Origin of the sequence: Flavobacterium sp. SORGH_AS_0622 (assembly GCF_030818825.1) — a bacterium.
Lineage (GTDB): Bacteria > Bacteroidota > Bacteroidia > Flavobacteriales > Flavobacteriaceae > Flavobacterium.
Window position 1 is genome coordinate 4981808 of the sequence record NZ_JAUTAX010000001.1, and the last position, 17254, is coordinate 4999061.

General features: G+C 34.2%; 16 protein-coding genes and 1 pseudogene. 9 read left to right on the forward strand and 8 right to left on the reverse strand.

The genetic code is table 11. The features are described from left to right. Positions 1–18 precede the first annotated feature (18 nt). Entirely contained in the window at positions 19–765 is a 747-nt protein-coding gene (locus QE431_RS21365; protein WP_281866947.1) for a hypothetical protein, read from the forward strand. Positions 766–838: 73 nt separating this feature from the next. Beyond that, positions 839–2443 carry a fumarate hydratase gene (locus QE431_RS21370; protein WP_307300095.1) on the forward strand — a complete coding sequence of 535 codons (1605 nt, stop codon included), beginning with the start codon at positions 839–841 and terminating at the stop codon, positions 2441–2443. Between the two features lie 113 nt (positions 2444–2556). Here the strand turns inward: QE431_RS21370 and QE431_RS21375 are convergent, their stop codons facing one another. Beyond that, the gene (locus QE431_RS21375; RefSeq protein ID WP_057115366.1) at positions 2557–3057 is read right to left on the reverse strand and encodes a PAS domain-containing protein; all 501 of its coding nucleotides are present in this window, start codon (positions 3055–3057) and stop codon (positions 2557–2559) included. A gap of 98 nt (positions 3058–3155) precedes the next feature. Continuing rightward, positions 3156–4238: a DNA polymerase IV gene (gene dinB / locus QE431_RS21380; protein ID WP_134138707.1), complete on the reverse strand. Its 1083-nt coding sequence runs from the start codon at positions 4236–4238 to the stop codon at positions 3156–3158. Between the two features lie 139 nt (positions 4239–4377). Here dinB and QE431_RS21385 point away from each other — a divergent pair, with 139 nt between their 5' ends. Both QE431_RS21385 and QE431_RS21390 read left to right on the forward strand, forming a co-directional pair. Continuing rightward, on the forward strand, positions 4378–5112 hold the full coding sequence (locus QE431_RS21385) for a metallophosphoesterase family protein (protein ID WP_057115368.1): 735 nt from the start codon (positions 4378–4380) through the stop codon (positions 5110–5112). A gap of 51 nt (positions 5113–5163) precedes the next feature. Then, the gene (locus QE431_RS21390; protein WP_057115369.1) at positions 5164–5694 is read left to right on the forward strand and encodes a DUF6646 family protein; all 531 of its coding nucleotides are present in this window, start codon (positions 5164–5166) and stop codon (positions 5692–5694) included. Positions 5695–5794: 100 nt separating this feature from the next. Here QE431_RS21390 and QE431_RS21395 read toward each other — a convergent pair whose 3' ends face one another. The 6 genes and pseudogenes from QE431_RS21395 to QE431_RS21420 form a co-directional block, all read right to left on the reverse strand. Next, on the reverse strand, positions 5795–6226 hold the full coding sequence (locus QE431_RS21395) for a hypothetical protein (protein ID WP_307300102.1): 432 nt from the start codon (positions 6224–6226) through the stop codon (positions 5795–5797). A 173-nt stretch (positions 6227–6399) separates the two neighbouring features. Continuing rightward, positions 6400–7053 (reverse strand): 3-oxoacid CoA-transferase subunit B, encoded by a 654-nt coding sequence (locus QE431_RS21400; RefSeq protein WP_134138709.1) that lies wholly within the window; start codon positions 7051–7053, stop codon positions 6400–6402. A 94-nt stretch (positions 7054–7147) separates the two neighbouring features. Continuing rightward, complete coding sequence (locus tag QE431_RS21405; protein ID WP_134138710.1) at positions 7148–7849, reverse strand: CoA transferase subunit A; 702 nt, start codon at positions 7847–7849, stop codon at positions 7148–7150. A gap of 165 nt (positions 7850–8014) precedes the next feature. Beyond that, positions 8015–10322, reverse strand: a pseudogene (locus QE431_RS21410) (penicillin-binding protein 1A). Between the two features lie 10 nt (positions 10323–10332). Continuing rightward, positions 10333–10812 (reverse strand): gliding motility lipoprotein GldH, encoded by a 480-nt coding sequence (locus tag QE431_RS21415; protein WP_057115973.1) that lies wholly within the window; start codon positions 10810–10812, stop codon positions 10333–10335. Next, entirely contained in the window at positions 10796–12187 is a 1392-nt protein-coding gene (locus QE431_RS21420; RefSeq protein ID WP_281866951.1) for a regulatory iron-sulfur-containing complex subunit RicT, read from the reverse strand. Before QE431_RS21420 ends, QE431_RS21415 begins: the two co-directional genes overlap by 17 nt. 302 nt (positions 12188–12489) lie before the next feature. Between QE431_RS21420 and QE431_RS21425 the strand changes: the two genes are divergently transcribed. The 5 genes from QE431_RS21425 to QE431_RS21445 all read left to right on the forward strand — a co-directional run bounded on the left by QE431_RS21425 (position 12490) and on the right by QE431_RS21445 (position 17250). Next, positions 12490–13086, forward strand: a complete 597-nt coding sequence (locus tag QE431_RS21425) for a hypothetical protein (protein ID WP_307300107.1) — start codon at positions 12490–12492, stop codon at positions 13084–13086. Positions 13087–13234: 148 nt separating this feature from the next. Continuing rightward, the gene (locus QE431_RS21430; RefSeq protein WP_307300109.1) at positions 13235–13666 is read left to right on the forward strand and encodes a hypothetical protein; all 432 of its coding nucleotides are present in this window, start codon (positions 13235–13237) and stop codon (positions 13664–13666) included. A gap of 69 nt (positions 13667–13735) precedes the next feature. Continuing rightward, positions 13736–14488: a hypothetical protein gene (locus QE431_RS21435; protein ID WP_307300112.1), complete on the forward strand. Its 753-nt coding sequence runs from the start codon at positions 13736–13738 to the stop codon at positions 14486–14488. A gap of 208 nt (positions 14489–14696) precedes the next feature. Then, entirely contained in the window at positions 14697–15878 is a 1182-nt protein-coding gene (locus QE431_RS21440; RefSeq protein WP_307300115.1) for an ankyrin repeat domain-containing protein, read from the forward strand. A 34-nt stretch (positions 15879–15912) separates the two neighbouring features. Then, a complete protein-coding gene (locus QE431_RS21445; RefSeq protein WP_307300120.1) occupies positions 15913–17250 on the forward strand; it encodes an ankyrin repeat domain-containing protein in 1338 nt (445 codons plus the stop codon). Positions 17251–17254 lie beyond the last annotated feature (4 nt).

Consider the following 17254-nt stretch of genomic DNA (forward strand, 5'->3'; position numbering starts at 1 on the left):
TAATATTAATCTATCCCCATGAAAATACCACTTCTTCTTTTTTCAATCCTTTTAATCGGATGTCAAAAAACAAAATCTACAGAAACAGAAATAGTAGCAGAATTACCTGCAGCTCAAGAAATTTCAGTTGAAACTGATGATTCAGCAAACGATAAAGTTATCAAAACAGATACTATTGCGATTTACGTAAATGAAGAACAATCTTCTAAAGACTACATTTTAGCCAATCTTGTAGAGCAGCAGGCAGATCAAGACAGCATTGTTACGGTAAAATATCGATTAGATTTCTATCAAAATAAAAATAAAACTGCCTCATCTAAAATCACAATCAAAGGTTTTGAAAAAGGTTCTGAATGGGTTGCTTCTTACGGATTAACTTCAGAAACTTCAAAAAATTCACCATTTGTACAAATCTCAGTGGGTTATCCTGCTTGTGGTTATACGCACGATAATTACTTGTATTATTTAAAAAACAATACTCTGCAGTTGGTTCATCAATGGAATACAATGACCGACAGCGGCTGGGGAAGCTGGGTAGAAATTGCGAACCCTTCTAAAAATTCTGACCCAAAATCTTTTTATTGCAAAACTGTTGCATTTGTCCCTGCTGATGAAGATGAAAACCTTGACATGGGAATCCTTACACACTCAGATTCAATCTCTTTTGAGTTAAAAGGAAACCAATGGAGCAAGAGATTATTATCTGCAAAAGATAAAGCATACTTTGAAAAAAAGATGACTTTCGATCAATTTAACAGTCAATAACAAAAGTGCTCAGAAGTCTTATTCAAATTCTTTCTTAGGTAAATAATTTCTAAATTTGTCAAAAAACAAAACAATGATTGATTTTATATACCAAGATCCTTATCCGATCTTAAAGGATGATACGCAGTACCGCAAAATCACCTCAGATTTTGTGAAAGTGGAACAATTTGGAGAACGTGAAGTTTTAACGGTTGATCCAAAAGGTTTAGAATTATTGGCTGAAGAAGCTTTAACAGATGTTTCGTTTATGCTGCGAACGAGTCATTTGAAAAAACTAAGAAAAATTCTTGATGACCCAGAAGCTACAGATAACGATCGTTTTGTAGCGTACAATTTACTTCAAAATGCATCTGTTGCTGCCGAAGGTCAGTTACCAAGCTGTCAAGACACTGGAACTGCAATTGTAATGGCCAAAAAAGGCGAAAGTATTTTTACTGGTGTTGATGATGCAGAATGGTTAAGCCGAGGAATTTTTAATACGTACCAAAAAAGAAATTTACGTTATTCGCAGATTGTCCCGATTTCGATGTTCGAAGAGAAGAATTCAGGTTCCAATCTTCCGGCTCAAATTGATATCTATGCTAAAAAAGGAACTTCTTACGAATTCTTGTTTATGGCAAAAGGAGGCGGATCTGCAAACAAAACTTATTTATACCAGCAGACAAAATCTTTGTTGAATGAAAAATCGTTAGATGAATTCATCCGCACAAAAATAAAAGATTTAGGAACGTCTGCTTGTCCACCATACCACTTAGCTTTGGTTATTGGCGGAACTTCTGCAGAAGCTAACTTAAGCGCTGTTAAAAAAGCATCTGCAGGATATTATGATAATCTTCCAACATCAGGAAACATGGCTGGTCAGGCTTTCCGTGATTTTGAGTGGGAAGAACGTGTTCAGAAAATCTGCCAGGAAAGTGCGATTGGTGCTCAATTTGGAGGAAAATATTTCACGCATGACGTTCGCGTAATTCGTTTGCCGCGTCACGCAGCTTCTTGCCCAGTTGGATTGGGAGTTTCTTGTTCTGCCGATAGAAATATTAAAGGAAAAATTACCAAAGACGGAATTTTTGTTGAACAGTTAGAAATAAATCCAAAACAATTTTTACCAGAAACAGCTCCGCATTTAGAAGCACCTGTAGAAATTGATTTAGATCAGCCAATGGCAGATATTTTGGCAAAATTATCTCAATATCCAGTTAAAACACGTTTAAAATTAAACGGAACTGTTATTGTTGCCCGAGATATTGCACACGCAAAAATCAAAGAATTGTTAGACGCTGGAAAACCAATGCCGGAGTATTTCAAAAATCACCCTGTTTATTATGCAGGTCCTGCAAAAACCCCAGACGGAATGGCTTCTGGAAGTTTCGGACCAACAACTGCCGGCCGTATGGACGTTTATGTTGATGAATTCCAAAAAAATGGAGGAAGCATGATTATGCTGGCCAAAGGAAACCGTACGAAACAAGTTACAGATGCCTGCAACAAATACGGCGGATTTTATTTAGGTTCTATTGGAGGTCCAGCTGCGATTTTGGCTCAGGATAATATCTTAAAAGTTGAAGTAGTTGATTTTGAAGAATTAGGAATGGAAGCGGTTCGTAAAATCACCGTAAAAGATTTCCCTGCATTCATTATCACCGACGATAAAGGAAATGATTTTTTTGCGAACTTATAACTTTTTTTGCCGCTAAGGCGCTAAGACACTAAGTTCTAGATTATATTAAGTAATAAAAAAACCGCTAATTCAGCGGTTTTTTTTTATTATAAACTTTTCGTCTTACTGGCAAATCAAGCACTTAAATCCTGCTTTTCGAAAGCTATAAAATGCGATACTTCGCCATTTAGATTAAAAACAGGAAAAGCATCTATTTTACATTTATAAGTCTGTCCATTTTTTCTATAATTTTCCAGTGTTTTTTCAAAAGGAATCTTCTTTTTTAAGGCTTCTCTAATTTCTTTTAAATCTTTTTTAGAGGTTGCAGGTCCCTGAAACATTTTTGGCGTTTGACCCAAAATTTCTTCCTGTTTATAGCCTGTCATTTTTTTGATACCGCTTGAAGCGAAAACTATTTTAAAATCTAGATCCGTAACTACAACTACCTCTTCTTTGATCCTTTCTTGTATATTGAGTTTTTCTTCGTCCCAAGTATATTGATTTGAAATTTGATTTACTTTCTCCAAATCTGTAGCCAATCCTTTTAGTTCATTTAGATATTCATAGTGAAAATCCCAAGCTAAAATTGGAACTGAATTTCGTTGTAAAAAATCATCAGAGCCTGTATTTTTCATATTAAATGATTTAGAGTATGGACAAATCTTTATCAAAGATAGATAAAAACTCCTGTATGGGATTATAGTACTATATTAATATACACTTAAACTTTTTATTAAAAAGTAAATTTTAACTGAACAGCAACTGCTTTTTTAATTTCAGTATTTAAATTACTTAGAGAAATTCCGAGGAGGCGTACAGAATCTTTCATTTTTTCCTGATACAGTAATTCTTCTATGTTTTCCATAATCAAACTTTTATCAGAAATAAAATACGGCAGGGTTTTACTTCTCGTCTGCTGCGAAAAATCACTATATTTAATTTTAAGTGTTATGGTTTTACCCGAAATATCGTGCCTTTTCAAACGCTTTTCTAGTGAAACTGCAATTCGTTCCAATTGCTCCATCATAAAGATTTCAGAAGAAAGATTTACATCAAAAGTGTGTTCTGCGGCAACAGATTTGGTGATTCGAGAGGATTTTACTTCGCTGTTATGAATACCTCTAACTACATTGTAATAAAACGCTCCAGATTTTCCAAAGTGTTTCTCCAAAAATTCTAACGATTTACTTTTCAAATCAGTTCCTGTAAAAATGCCAAGCTGGTACATTTTTTCTGTAGTCACTTTTCCAACTCCGTAAAACTTACGTATTGGCAGGTCTTCTAAAAAGGCTTCAACTTCATCTGGATTTACCGTCTTTTGCCCGTTTGGTTTATTGTAATCACTTGCAATTTTAGCCACAAATTTATTGACAGAAATACCCGCAGAAGCTGTTAAACCAACTTCATTAAAAATTCTTGTTCGAATTTCCTGCGCCAATAAACTCGCGCTGGGATTTCCTTTTTTATTTTGGGTAACATCCAGATAAGCTTCGTCTAGCGAAAGAGGCTCAACCAAATCGGTGTAATCATGGAAAATTTTATGAATTTTAGATGAAATCTCTTTGTAACGGTCAAATCGTGGACGTACAAAAATAATTTCTGGACAATATCTCTTGGCCAGAACGCCGCTTATGGCACTCCGCACACCAAATTTTCTCGCTTCGTAACTTGCCGCCGAAACGACGCCTCTATTTTCTGAACCTCCAACCGCAACAGGTTTTCCGCGCAATTCCGGATTATCCATCTGCTCGACCGATGCGTAAAATGCATCCATATCGATATGAATAATTTTGCGATATGTTGGTGTTTCAGACATGCTACAAATTTAAAAAGGAAAGCAATAAAAAAGTGCTTCAAATAGTTATAAATAATATCAATCTTTAAAGAATATAGATTCGATGAGTTCAAACCAATTATTCTTTCTATTTTTGTTCTTCTACTCGAAAAATTAAATAATGCGAACATTTGTTATAGGTGACATTCACGGCGGGTTACTTGCACTTGAACAAGTGATGAAGAGAGCCGAAGTTACTACAGAAGATACTCTAATTTTTTTGGGCGATTATGTTGACGGCTGGAGTCAGTCTGTTGAAGTAATCGACTATTTGATTGATTTAAAAAGTAAACAAAACTGCATCTGCATACGAGGAAATCACGATCAGCTGGCATTGGACTGGCTGGAAAACAGACATGATGATTTTGATGAAGAAATGTGGTACAAACATGGCGGAAAAGCAACAGTTGAAGGCTATTCCAAAATTTCCTCGGATAAGAAGAGAAAACATATCGAATTTTTAGAAAATCTTCAGGATTATTATCTTGACGATCAAAATCGTTTATTTGTCCACGCTGGCTTCACCAATTTAAATGGCGTAAAATGGGAATATTTTTCGAAACTATTTTATTGGGATAGAACACTTTGGGAAACAGCTCTTTCATTAGACCCAAAATTAAAAGAAGACGATTTAAACTATCCCAAAAGATTTAGCGTTTATAAAGAAGTTTACATAGGGCATACTCCTGTTACACGAATAGGAAAGACAGTTCCTGTAAACAAAGCCTGTGTTTGGAATGTCGACACTGGGGCAGCCTTTCGAGGTCCGCTTACAATTATGAATGTCGACACCAAAGAATACTGGCAAAGCGAACCATTGAACGAACTCTATTTTAACGAAAAAGGTAGGAATTAATTTATTTAAAATTTATTTTTGCCGTTCAAAATAATTAATATTTAAAATTTTATGAAAAAGGTTATTACACTCTTGTTTTTAGTATCATTCGGATTTATTAATGCACAACAAGCCTTCACTGGTAAAGGTGACACTAGAGTAAACGTTGGCGCTAATCTTCAAGATGGTGGTTCTGGAATTCAGGGATCAATTGATTTTGGTTTAGGAGAAAATTTCTCTTTTGGTTTTGTTGCAAACTACTTGTTAGGAGTTGATAATTTTAACGGTTTCTACCACGGAAGCACTACCGCTTATAATGATGAAAAACCAGATTTCGGTGATCGTTTTGATGCAAAAGCAAGAATTAATGCTAATTTATCAAGTGTAATTGGTGTTGAACAATTAGACATTTACCCTGGATTAAGTTTAGGTTTACATAATTTCGGAGCTCATGTTGGTGGTCGTTATTTCTTTACTGACGGATTTGGTGTTTTCACAGAAATCGGATTCCCAATTGCAAAATATGGCACAAACGATGATCCTTTTTACCATTTAAATAATCAAGCGACTTTTAGTTTAGGAGCTTCTTTTAATTTGCAATAGCTTTTTCTAGGAGCAAAGGTTCAAAGGGACAAAGGTTCAGAGATTTACTGCATAAAAAAAACCGCTATAAGCGGTTTTTTCTTTTTATATAATTGCTGATTTATAATCTGCTGAACTTTCTTTTTAAGATAACAATAAACTCATTCAATGTAATGCCGTTATCTTCATTTGAGTTCTCTTCTATTACTAATTCTGAAATGTCTTTTCTTCTATAGGGAAGCAATAGGGAAAAACACCAAATATTTGTGCTTTCATTTGAAAATGAAACTAACATGAAATAGAACACTAAAAGCCTAATAAAAACAAAGAACTTTCGATAACCTCTGCTTAAATCATGTTTTTTATTTTCTGCAACGGCTTTAATAACAAAATATAATAATTGAATTATAAAAACAGGTATTAGAATATCACTTAAATATATTAAGCTGTAACTATTAATTAAATACATTATTAAAACTATAAAAATAGAACTTAACGTATTTACAATGAAGAAATAACTTCCCCATTTCATATCTATTTCAAACTTTTCCAAATGTGTTTTTATTTAAAATCACAGCAAATATAAAGAAAAAGATTACGTTTCAATTATCAAACCCTAGCAGAAAATAAAAAGAGAACCTTCCTTTAAGAAAGTTCTCTTAATATAAATTTATTTTCAGCACTTAAACTTTGAACCTTTGCTCCTTTGCCCCTTTGAACCTAAAATTAAACAATCATCTCAGGAATTTCACCTTCAATAATCAAATCGGCTTCTGTTGATGCAATGATGTGTTCGACTGAGACACCTGGCGCTCGTTCTAAGAGCTTAAAACCTTTTTCAGTTACTTCTAGTACTGCAAGCTCAGTTACAACCTTTTTAACGCAGCCTACGCCTGTTAATGGCAAAGTACATCTTTTTAAGATTTTCGACTCTCCTGCTTTGTTTACGTGCATCATGGCAACGATGATATTTTCGGCGGAAGCCACTAAATCCATAGCACCTCCCATTCCTTTTACCATTTTGCCTGGAATTTTCCAATTCGCGATATCTCCATTTTCAGAAACTTCCATTGCCCCTAGAATTGTTAAATCTACTTTTTGGCTGCGAATCATTCCAAAACTAAAAGCCGAATCGAAGAAACTCGCTCCCGGAAGTGTTGTAATGGTTTGTTTTCCTGCATTGATTATATCGGCATCTTCTTCGCCGGCAAATGGAAAAGGCCCCATTCCGAGAACTCCATTTTCACTTTGAAATTCAACAGCTATATCTTCTCGAACGTAATTTGCAACCAAAGTTGGAATCCCAATTCCAAGATTTACGAAATAACGGTCTTTTACTTCTTTCGCAATTCGCTTTGCTATATCTTCTTTTGTTAACATAAATGAATGTGTCAATTTGGAAATTAGATAATTAGATAATGCTTAAGCACAATCTAAATTAATTATCTAATTATCACATTTTCTAATTATCTAATTAAGCTCTCTGTCTAACTGTGCGCTGCTCGATTCTCTTCTCAAATTTTTCTCCTTGAAAGATTCGCTGCACCATAATTCCTGGAATATGAATTTGATTTGGATCTAATGAACCAACCGGCACTAATTCTTCGACTTCTGCAATTGTTATTTTTCCTGCACCCGCCATACACGCATTAAAGTTTCGGGCTGTTCCTTTGAAAATCAAATTACCAGCTTCATCACCTTTCCAAGCTTTTACAATCGCAAAATCGGCTTTAAAAGCTTCTTCCATAATATGCATTTTACCGTTGAATTCGCGTGCTTCTTTTCCTTCCGCAACTTCAGTTCCGTAACCTGCTGGCGTAAAGAAAGCAGGAATTCCTGCCTGAGCCGCACGACAGCGTTCTGCCAAAGTTCCCTGAGGCGTAAGTTCTACTTCTAATTCTCCTGAAAGCATCTGACGTTCAAACTCGGCATTTTCACCCACATAAGAAGAAATCATCTTTTTGATCTGCTTTTTCTGAAGCAATAATCCCAAACCAAAATCGTCGACACCTGCATTGTTAGAAATACAAGTTAAATCTGAAATGGGTGTATTTACCAAAGCTGCAATTGTATTTTCAGGTATACCGCATAAACCGAAACCGCCAAACATAATGGTCATGCCGCTTTCTATTCCTTTGATAGCATCCTGAACACTATTTACTTTTTTTGTTATCATAACAAACTGTCTTTATTGCCGAATAATTTTGATAAAAATAAGATTTTTAGATTAAATTATAACGATTTCGTAAAAATAAAACCGAAATAAAAATCCCTTTACAACTCTTTTAAAAAAGAATGATAAAGGGATGATTTTTAATTAGATGGATTTAATGCAACATTGTTACAATTCGAATTCATCAGTATTTTGTTCTGTCTGAGTAGTATCTTTTACAATAGCCGGCCTAGTATAACAATCTACTTTTATAGAAAGATTGGCTGGGCGCTCAAATTCAGATTTTGAAACTTGAAGTTCTGGATCTGCGTAACATTTTTTCATAAAGTAAGCCCAAACCGGAAGAGCTGCAGTCGCACCTTGTCCGTAAGTTAAACTTTTAAAACGTGCCGAACGATCTTCACATCCAACCCAAACTCCTGTTACTAGGTTTGGAACCATTCCCATAAACCAACCGTCTGATTGATTTTGTGTTGTTCCTGTTTTACCAGCAATTGGGTTTTTAAACATGTACGGATAACCAGTCCAACGATTGTCTCCGCTTCCACCGCCCTGCGTACGTAAACGTGCTCCAGAACCAGTTTCTGTAACCCCTTGAAGCAATTTAATTACTGCAAAGGCAATATCTTTATTTAAAACATCATGAGATTCTGGAATTGGCTCATAAATTACCTCTCCACTTTTGTTCTCAATTCTGCTTAAAAACTGAGGTTTAACATAAACTCCTTGATTGGCAAATGTGCTGTAAGCCGCAACCATATCTTCCACCGTAATATCTACCGCACCTAATGCAATTGATGGCTGAACTGGAATTTCTGTTTTTACCCCTAATTTTTTAGTCAATTCTACAACTGCTTCTGGACCTGTTCTGTCAATTAATTTAGCCGAAACTGTATTGATCGAATTCGCAAGACCTTGTTTTAAAGTTACCATTCCACGGTATCTGTTATCTGAATTTCTTGGTTCCCAATCCTCAGTTACGTGGTGACGTCCTTTGTGAATCATAAAAGGACCATCAAGAATAGAATCACAAGGAGACATATTTAATTCTTCGATTGCAGTTGCATAAACAAACGGTTTAAAAGTAGAACCTACTTGTCTTGCTCCCTGTCCTACGTGATCGTATTGGAAATATTTGTAGTTAATTCCTCCAACCCAAGCTTTAATTGCTCCAGTTTGAGGCTCCATAGCCATTAAACCAGATTGTAAAAAGTGTTTGTAATAGCGAATAGAATCCAGCGGTGTCATGATGGTGTCACGCTCTCCTTTCCAAGTAAATACACGCCATTTTGGTTTTTACTTTAAATGAAGCGATAATATCATCTTCACTTTTATCCATATCTTTCATTTGTGCCCAGCGATCAGAATTCTTCATTGCCTGCATCATGATTCGATCTGTTTCAGCCTGCGTAATATTTACGAACGGAGCATTTTTATTGGTTTTCATTTCAATAAAAAACTGCTGCTGTAAGTTTTTCATGTGTTCAGAAACAGCTTCTTCTGCGTACATCTGCATTCTAGAATCTATAGTCGTATAGATTTTAAGTCCGTCTTTGTAAATATCGTACTCAGAACCATCAGGCTTCTTGTTTTCTGTAACCCATTTCTTCATGTAATCACGAAGATATTCTCTAAAATAAGTTGCCATACCCTCACGGTGGCTTTCAAGTTTAAATTTCAAAGTAATAGGCAGAGCTTGAAGTCTTTCTTTTTCTGATTCGGAAATCATTTTTGCTTTTGCCATTTGTGATAAAACCACATTACGACGATTTTTTACTCCTTCTGGATTTCTTACTGGATTGTATAATCCTGAGTTTTTAAACATTCCGACCAAAATAGCCGATTCGTCTACTGTCAGATCTTTTGGCTCTTTAGAAAAATAGGTCTGCGCAGCAGAACTTACTCCAACAGAATAATTTCCGAAATCGTAAACATTGCAGTACATCGCCAGAATTTCATTCTTGGTATATTGTCTTTCCAGACGAATGGCAATAATCCATTCTTTTATTTTTTGTACAATTCTAAAAGGCAAAAACTTAGATCCTTCACCATGAAATAATTGTTTCGCCAGCTGTTGCGTCAGCGTACTCGCTCCTCCATTTGTTCCTAAACTAAAAACAGCCCTTAAAGTTCCGCGCCCGTCAATTCCCGAATGTTCGTAGAAACGTGCATCTTCGGTTGCAACAAGTGCTTCCACTAAATTTTTAGGCAAATCTGAATATTTAAGCTGAGATCTGTTGGTTTTGAAATATTTACCAATTACAACTCCATCAGAAGAAATAATTTCTGTTGCAAGGTTAGAATCTGGATTTTCTAAATCTTCAAATGAAGGCATAGATCCAAATAATCCCCAAGACGCAAATAAAAAGAAAGCTAAAACGCCAAGCATTGAGTAGGCAAAAACCCTCCAAAATTTCTTTTTATAATAATTAATATCCTTAACGCTATTTGATTGATTGTTTTTTTTAGCAGCCATAACTATTTTTCTAATCTTTTTGTTCTATTCTAAAACCAACGTCTGTAATACCTTCTAAAGCCTCAACTCCAGGAATTTTACCCGATTGTCTAACAGCCTGCTTGATATGAACTTTGTATGTTCCTTTAAACTTTACGTCTTCTTTGTAATACAGTTTACTTTCTTTAATATCAGTAAATCCATTTCCTAATAAAGTTCCATCCGGTGCTGCCATTTGATATTCTAAAGTATCTACTTTTGTAAAACCACTCGGCGTTTCGATAGCGACAATCAAAAACAAATTATTAAACGGATAATTGTTGTTGTCTCTTATATTTACAAATAAATTGTACTTTTTTGTAGAATCTAAAACTGGCAGATCAAAGCTTACAATACTGTCTTTGTGCCAAGCACTCCCAACAGATTTATACTCGTCGAATACTCTTTTTTTATCACACGAAAAAAGAAGTATCGCTGCCAAAAGAAGAATTCCGCTATTTTTTATTCTCATTTTTAGCATTAATTATTGGTTTTCTAGGTTCAGCAGATTTGTTATCATTTGACTGCTGCTTATTCGAATTGTTTTGTTTATTCGGATTTGGCTTGTTCTTATGATTTTGCTTATTTGGGTTATTAGGCTTGTTCTGCTTGTTTTGATTATTCGGATTTTGATTGTTGTTTCCGGCAGGCTTAATAATATTGTTGTTTTTTTCCTGCTGCGGTTTTGGCGGAGCTGCAACACCAGCCGCTTCTGTATTTTGTTTACGTTTGCGGTTTGGTTTTTTCTTTCTTTTTGGCTGGTCAAAACGAGTTAAACTCTCTTGTCCCATCGCATTATTAAAGTCTTTTTCCGGCTCTGAAACTACCTCAACAGCAAAATCTTCAAGAGAAGAAACTTTGTTTTTTTGTTTGTTTTCAGCAATAATTTCTTTTACCTGATCGATTTTCAAAACATGCCAGTTTGCAAAATTATTAGTGTAAGCAAACCACATTAATCCTTTAAAAATATCTTGTTTTTGGCAGACAGCATCTCCTTTTTCTGTAACCAGTTTGGTATCGTAATCTGGAAAATCCTTCAATGCGTCCATGTAAGTATCTAACTCATAGTTTAGGCAGCATTTTAATTTTCCGCATTGTCCCGCTAATTTCTGCGGATTCAATGATAACTGCTGATAACGAGCTGCCGAAGTATTCACACTTCTAAAATCGGTAAGCCAAGTCGAACAGCAAAGTTCACGTCCGCAAGAACCAACTCCGCCTAAACGAGCCGCTTCCTGACGGAAACCAACTTGTTTCATCTCTACTCTTGTGCTAAATTCTTTAGCAAAATCTTTAATCAGCATTCTAAAGTCGACACGATCATTGGCTGTGTAGTAAAAAGTTGCTTTAGATCCGTCTCCTTGAAATTCAATATCAGAAATTTTCATTTCTAATTTATGCTGAATTGCCAATTCACGGGCACGAACCTTCATTGGTTCTTCACGATCACGCGCTACAGACCAAATATCAATATCTTTTTGAGATGCTTTTCTATAGATTTTAGGTACATCATTACTTTCGTAATTCACCCCTTTTTTCTTCATTTGAATTTTTACCAATTCGCCTGTAAGAGTTACAATTCCAATATCATGTCCTGGTGAAGCCACAGTTGCAACAATATCACCAATACTTAAAGTTAATTTCTCTGAATTTCTAAAAAATTCCTTACGTCCGTTTTTAAAACGTACCTCAACACAATCAAAAATCGCCTCTCCATTAGACGGACTCATGTTTGCGAGCCAGTCAAAAACTGTCAATTTATTGCAGCTATCGGTGCCGCAAGTCCCATTATTTTTACAACCTTTTGGTGCGCCACCATCTGAGGTTGAACAACTTGTACATGCCATAATTATATATGTAGTGCTGCTAAAACGCAGCTTAAGTTCATAAACGTTTGATCGGTAAAGATAGTATTTTTTTTATTTGGCTATTTAAGGATTAAAACTAAAGGGATGTTAAATAAAAAAATGTCTTGATTTAAAAAATAATCATTTTAAAATTTTCTGTATTAATATTTTTTCTTTCTCTAAAATGAGGATTAAACAAAAGACTTATTCTATCTATTTTATACCTTATTGAGGTCATTTTCAATAGTTTTCAAAACTACATTTGTTGTTAAAAATAAAAAGAGAGAAGAAAATAAACAATTATGAATATCGGATTCAATAAAGTTAAGTTTGGAGACTTCATTGAAGAAAGAATGAATATGGAAGACCTCAAGCAATTATTAAAATATAAGAAAACTAAAATTTTATCATTACGAGGATTGAAAGTTGATAACCTAGAATTTTTATTGTCTTTAAAAGAATTAGAAGACTTGAGAATTTATCGTTGTGACATAAAAGATCCTAGTGCACTTTGTAAACTACAAAAATTAACAAAACTGTTCATCAATAATGTAAAAAAAGAAAATGACAATTTTTCTTTCTTAAACCATCTTGATAGTTTAGAGAAATTGAGTATTGGATATGCAGCACTATTTACTTCATTTCCTGATTTAACTAATTGTAAAAATTTAAAAAGAGTTAATTTATTCAATTGTAAAAAACTTGAAGACATCAATAAAATTAAAAACATTAAAAATCTAGAAGCATTTTCCATAGTTGAAACACAGCATAAACCTCACGACCTCGAGTTTATAATGAAAATGCCAACGGTTAAATTTATGTCTGGTGCTTTTGGCGGAAAGAAAGTTGATCAAGAATTTCATGATATGTTAGATCAATATGGAATACAATTTGGATGAATTTTATACTAGAGACATTTTAGATTTTAATGCTACTGCTTTTCTTCTATTTCTGCAAGAAAGAATTAATGAAATCTAAGATGATAAATTCAAAAACATTAAGTACTAAACATTTGAAAATAACAAAGAAAATTAGATATATCCAAAGATGAAAAACATAAAAAATTATAGAATCATTAATGACCAAGAAAAAGAAGAAATAGACAGATTAGCCAATAATGCATTAATTACATTAAAAATAGACTACAGTGATGATAACTCTTTTATTCTAAAAATAATGAATGAATTTGTGGAAAATTATAATGGTAATGATTATGAAGAATTAGAAAAATACGGATATGAGTTAGGTTCTTTGTTTGGAAATATAATTCAAAAAGAATACGGGTGGCAATGGTTTTATGTGGATTCAGATGATGAAACATTTTATTGCATTACTTCTCCAAAAGAGAAAGCATGTTGTGTATGCCACAATTATTTCTATTCAATCTTAAAACGAGATCATTCAAATAATTTTAGGTTATTATTCAATATGATTGAAAAAGAATATCCTAAAAATTGGAAATTTATGGTTTTATCATAATCGATGCCAACAAGTATGTCCAATAAACTTATTTTACTAAGTTTAGACTTAGAAAAATAATAAGCCATTATGAACAAATACTTGATTATTGCTGGAGCTTTTTTAATGCAACTAGGAATTTTTAGCTGCACGGAGAAAAACAAAAAAGAAACAACTACAACCGTAGAAACTTTAACCAACCCCGAAGAAGTTGCTGAAACCTCAGCTTCTACAGTTGAAAGCCAAAAAAATCCCGCAGATTTTGTTCCAAAAGGTTATGTAATTTTTGACACCATTTATGGCGATTTGAATAAAGACGGCGCAGAAGACTGCGCAATTGTTATAAAAGGCACCGATAAAAGCAAAGTTATAAAAGACGATTATCGAGGCCAATTAGACCGAAACAGAAGAGGAATTATTGTTCTCTTCAATAAAAATAACAGTTATGAACTTGCAGTTAAAAACTACGATTGTTTTTCTTCTGAAAATGAAGATGGCGGCGTTTATTTTGCTCCCGAATTATCTGTTGAAATAAAAAACAACAAATTACATATTCATTACGGCCACGGAAGATATGGATATTGGGAATACACATTTAGATTTCAAAATTCAGATTTTGAACTTATTGGTTATGATTCTAGCAGTAATCGAGGTCCTGTCGTGGAAACGGAAGTCAGTATAAACTTTTTAACACGAAAGAAAATAACAAACGAAAACACAAACAAAGAGGATGAAGGCGGAGATGAAGTTTTCGAGAAAACCGAAACCAAAATCAGCAAAAGCAAACTAACCAAGTTATCTGAAATTAAAGATTTTGATGAACTTGAAGTTTTAGAAATGTAAAATCAATCCATAAAATTTTAAAAACCCTATTCTATGCATCTAGAATAGGGTTTTGCTTTTATATGGGAATATTTTAAGACTTTTTACTTTTTATCCTAAAATATATTTCTCAATTTTATGTTTTATCTTACAACATAGTTCGTGAAGCCAGCAATTATCGATACTGGTTTTATCAAGCACAATCTTTCATTTATAAATACCACTTCAAATGCAAACACAAAACCAGATTGAAAATTTCCTTTTTCAGGGAAAATTTGACGAGGCCAGAGAATGCCTAAATAACGGCGAAACCTTTAACGAACAATATCTTAAAAACAATTTTTCTCAAATAGCAGCAAAGATTATTGATGCCAAAGAAATTGATTTTATTGAAAAATTAATCAAAGCCGGCTTTATTGAAACGGATATTTACGAATTGGACAGTTTCGACAAATCGATTTTTGCTCCTTTGGCACTTTATCTCAAAGACGATGAAGAATCACTGGCTTTTTTCAGAGAATTGATGTCAAAAATGGATAACATCAATGATGAAATCAGCGATAAAACTTTACTTGGTTATCTTTTTGAAAAAGGTGCTTCACCAAAAGTCATAAAAATACTTATTGATGACTTTGGAGCGAATACACAATATAAAAACAATGCCGGAGAAAATTTCATTTACATCGTTCTGAATACCTACAGCACAGATACTGAGAAAACTAAAGAATATATTTCCATTCTTTTGGATAATGGTGTCGATATCAACGAAAAAAATATTGTGGGGACAACGCCTTTAATGTGCGCGGTTAAAAGAAGCAAAAAGGATTTTGTTCCTTTCTTACTAGAAAATGGAGCCGATGCCAACGAAACCGACAACCTCAACAATACTGCTTTTTATTACGCTGTTGCCGAACAGTTTTCGTATGATATGTACGATGCACTAGCAGCAGTTTCTTCACCTGATTTTAATATTGTCAACAAAGACGGGCGAACCTTATTCACTAATTTTATAAGTTCTGTTTCGGGATCTCCAAGCGATATCAAATTCCTTGAAAGATTGTTATCTGATGGTGCCGATGTCAATTTCTGCGCACAATATTACGGTCAGCCGAAATCAGGAATTGATTTTATTGTCGAAAAGAAATCGGATATTTTGAAATCAGTTTTAGAAAATGTTTCATTGGATGTAAATGAACAGGATAATCAGGGAAATACTATTTTGCATAAAGTCTGTGCCTACAATGTGAACTATGATGCTGAAATGGCCAAAGAAACCTATCGAAAAGTAAAATTATTATTAGAGCAGGGTGCAGATATTTCGATCACAAATGACAAAGATGAAACGGCTTTAATGTTGGCTTCTGGAGATAATTTGAAAATTAAGACGGTCGAGCTTTTAATGAAATCATAATAACTGAATTATACAAAATACCACATATATGTCAATGTCATTTATAATTGCCTGTGAAAATGGCAATAGAAAAATAGCCGAATTACTGCTTCAGAATAAAGAAGTAGATGTAAAATATACAGACGAAAAAGGCAGAACTGCTCTTCATTATGCCGCACACAGAGGTTATCTGGATATTGTGAAAATCTTAGCCGAAGACGGAGCCGATATTAATTACGAAGATCATCAGGGAGAAACGCCTTTGTTCTTTGCTTGTCTTCAAAAACAGAAACAGACGGCTTTGTATCTGTTGGAAAATGGTGCGGAAATTACCAAAAATGATAAATACGGAAATAGTCTGTTACACTTAGTTGCTCAGACCGCTCAAATCGAAATTGCAACAAAGTTGCTTGAAGCCGGAGCAGATGTTAATTTACTGAATAACAATGGAGAAACTCCTCTATTATTGGCTTCTGCAAAACTAAACAGAGAAATTATTCAGCTGCTTTTAGATAAAGGAGCCGATATAAATGTAACCGATAAACAAGGAAATACACCTTTGATTTATGCTTGTTACACCAAATCAATTCCGATGGTGACTTTACTTCTTGACAATGGCGCAGGCATCAATCACGTAAATCATTCGGGCGAAAATGCGCTTTTAATTGCGTGTTATGAAACAAATAGAATGCTCGCTAAATTATTAGTAGAAAAAGGTGCAGATGTTTTCGCATCCAACAATAATGGCTACTCTCCTATTTGGTACGCTTGCGCGAATAATCAAAAGGAAATTGTGTCATTATTTTTAGAAAACGGTGTTGATGTGAATTACAGCAAACCTTTGGCAAGCGATACTTCTTCAATGAATGATTATCTGGATTGGATTGTGAGCGCAACCAATATTTCTAACGAATCTAGTTTTACGCTTAACAATTCTTATACCTATGGCGGAGAAAGTCTTTTGCACGTTGCAACCAAAAAAGGCAATCTAAGCATGGTAAAACTGCTGATTGAAGCTGGAGCCAATATCAATATTCAGGACGAATCTGGAAACACGCCTTTACATTACAGCGCCGCAAACGGAAAAAAAGATGTCGTAAAATATTTATTGGATAATAAAGCCGATGCTTCAATCGTCAATGTAAAAGAGCAAAAAGCGATCGATTACTCGAATGTAAAAGGCTTTAATGAAATTACAGAATTGATTTTAAAATATGCTCCTTCGGGAACTGTAGTAACACCAATTCACAAAGAAGAACCGCAAAAATCAGATTCAGGAAATTCAATGGAAGGCAAGAAAAAGGCATTATTAGACTTGAAAGAGCTTTTGGATGCCGGAATTTTAACTTCGGAAGAATTTGAAACAGAGAAAACTAAAATTTTAAAAGGATAAATAA

What these genes read in the sequence shown, in the direction of transcription:
- QE431_RS21370 (WP_307300095.1), top strand. Translation starts at nt 839, where the DNA reads ATGATTGATTTTATATACCAAGATCCTTATCCGATCTTAAAGGATGAT.
- QE431_RS21430 (WP_307300109.1), top strand. Translation starts at nt 13,235, where the DNA reads ATGAAAAACATAAAAAATTATAGAATCATTAATGACCAAGAAAAAGAA.
- QE431_RS21365 (WP_281866947.1), top strand. Translation starts at nt 19, where the DNA reads ATGAAAATACCACTTCTTCTTTTTTCAATCCTTTTAATCGGATGTCAA.
- QE431_RS21440 (WP_307300115.1), top strand. Translation starts at nt 14,697, where the DNA reads ATGCAAACACAAAACCAGATTGAAAATTTCCTTTTTCAGGGAAAATTT.
- dinB (WP_134138707.1), bottom strand. Translation starts at nt 4,238, where the DNA reads ATGTCTGAAACACCAACATATCGCAAAATTATTCATATCGATATGGAT.
- QE431_RS21400 (WP_134138709.1), bottom strand. Translation starts at nt 7,053, where the DNA reads ATGTTAACAAAAGAAGATATAGCAAAGCGAATTGCGAAAGAAGTAAAA.
- QE431_RS21390 (WP_057115369.1), top strand. Translation starts at nt 5,164, where the DNA reads ATGAAAAAGGTTATTACACTCTTGTTTTTAGTATCATTCGGATTTATT.
- QE431_RS21415 (WP_057115973.1), bottom strand. Translation starts at nt 10,812, where the DNA reads ATGAGAATAAAAAATAGCGGAATTCTTCTTTTGGCAGCGATACTTCTT.
- QE431_RS21375 (WP_057115366.1), bottom strand. Translation starts at nt 3,057, where the DNA reads ATGAAAAATACAGGCTCTGATGATTTTTTACAACGAAATTCAGTTCCA.
- QE431_RS21425 (WP_307300107.1), top strand. Translation starts at nt 12,490, where the DNA reads ATGAATATCGGATTCAATAAAGTTAAGTTTGGAGACTTCATTGAAGAA.
- QE431_RS21435 (WP_307300112.1), top strand. Translation starts at nt 13,736, where the DNA reads ATGAACAAATACTTGATTATTGCTGGAGCTTTTTTAATGCAACTAGGA.
- QE431_RS21405 (WP_134138710.1), bottom strand. Translation starts at nt 7,849, where the DNA reads ATGATAACAAAAAAAGTAAATAGTGTTCAGGATGCTATCAAAGGAATA.
- QE431_RS21445 (WP_307300120.1), top strand. Translation starts at nt 15,913, where the DNA reads ATGTCATTTATAATTGCCTGTGAAAATGGCAATAGAAAAATAGCCGAA.
- QE431_RS21420 (WP_281866951.1), bottom strand. Translation starts at nt 12,187, where the DNA reads ATGGCATGTACAAGTTGTTCAACCTCAGATGGTGGCGCACCAAAAGGT.
- QE431_RS21385 (WP_057115368.1), top strand. Translation starts at nt 4,378, where the DNA reads ATGCGAACATTTGTTATAGGTGACATTCACGGCGGGTTACTTGCACTT.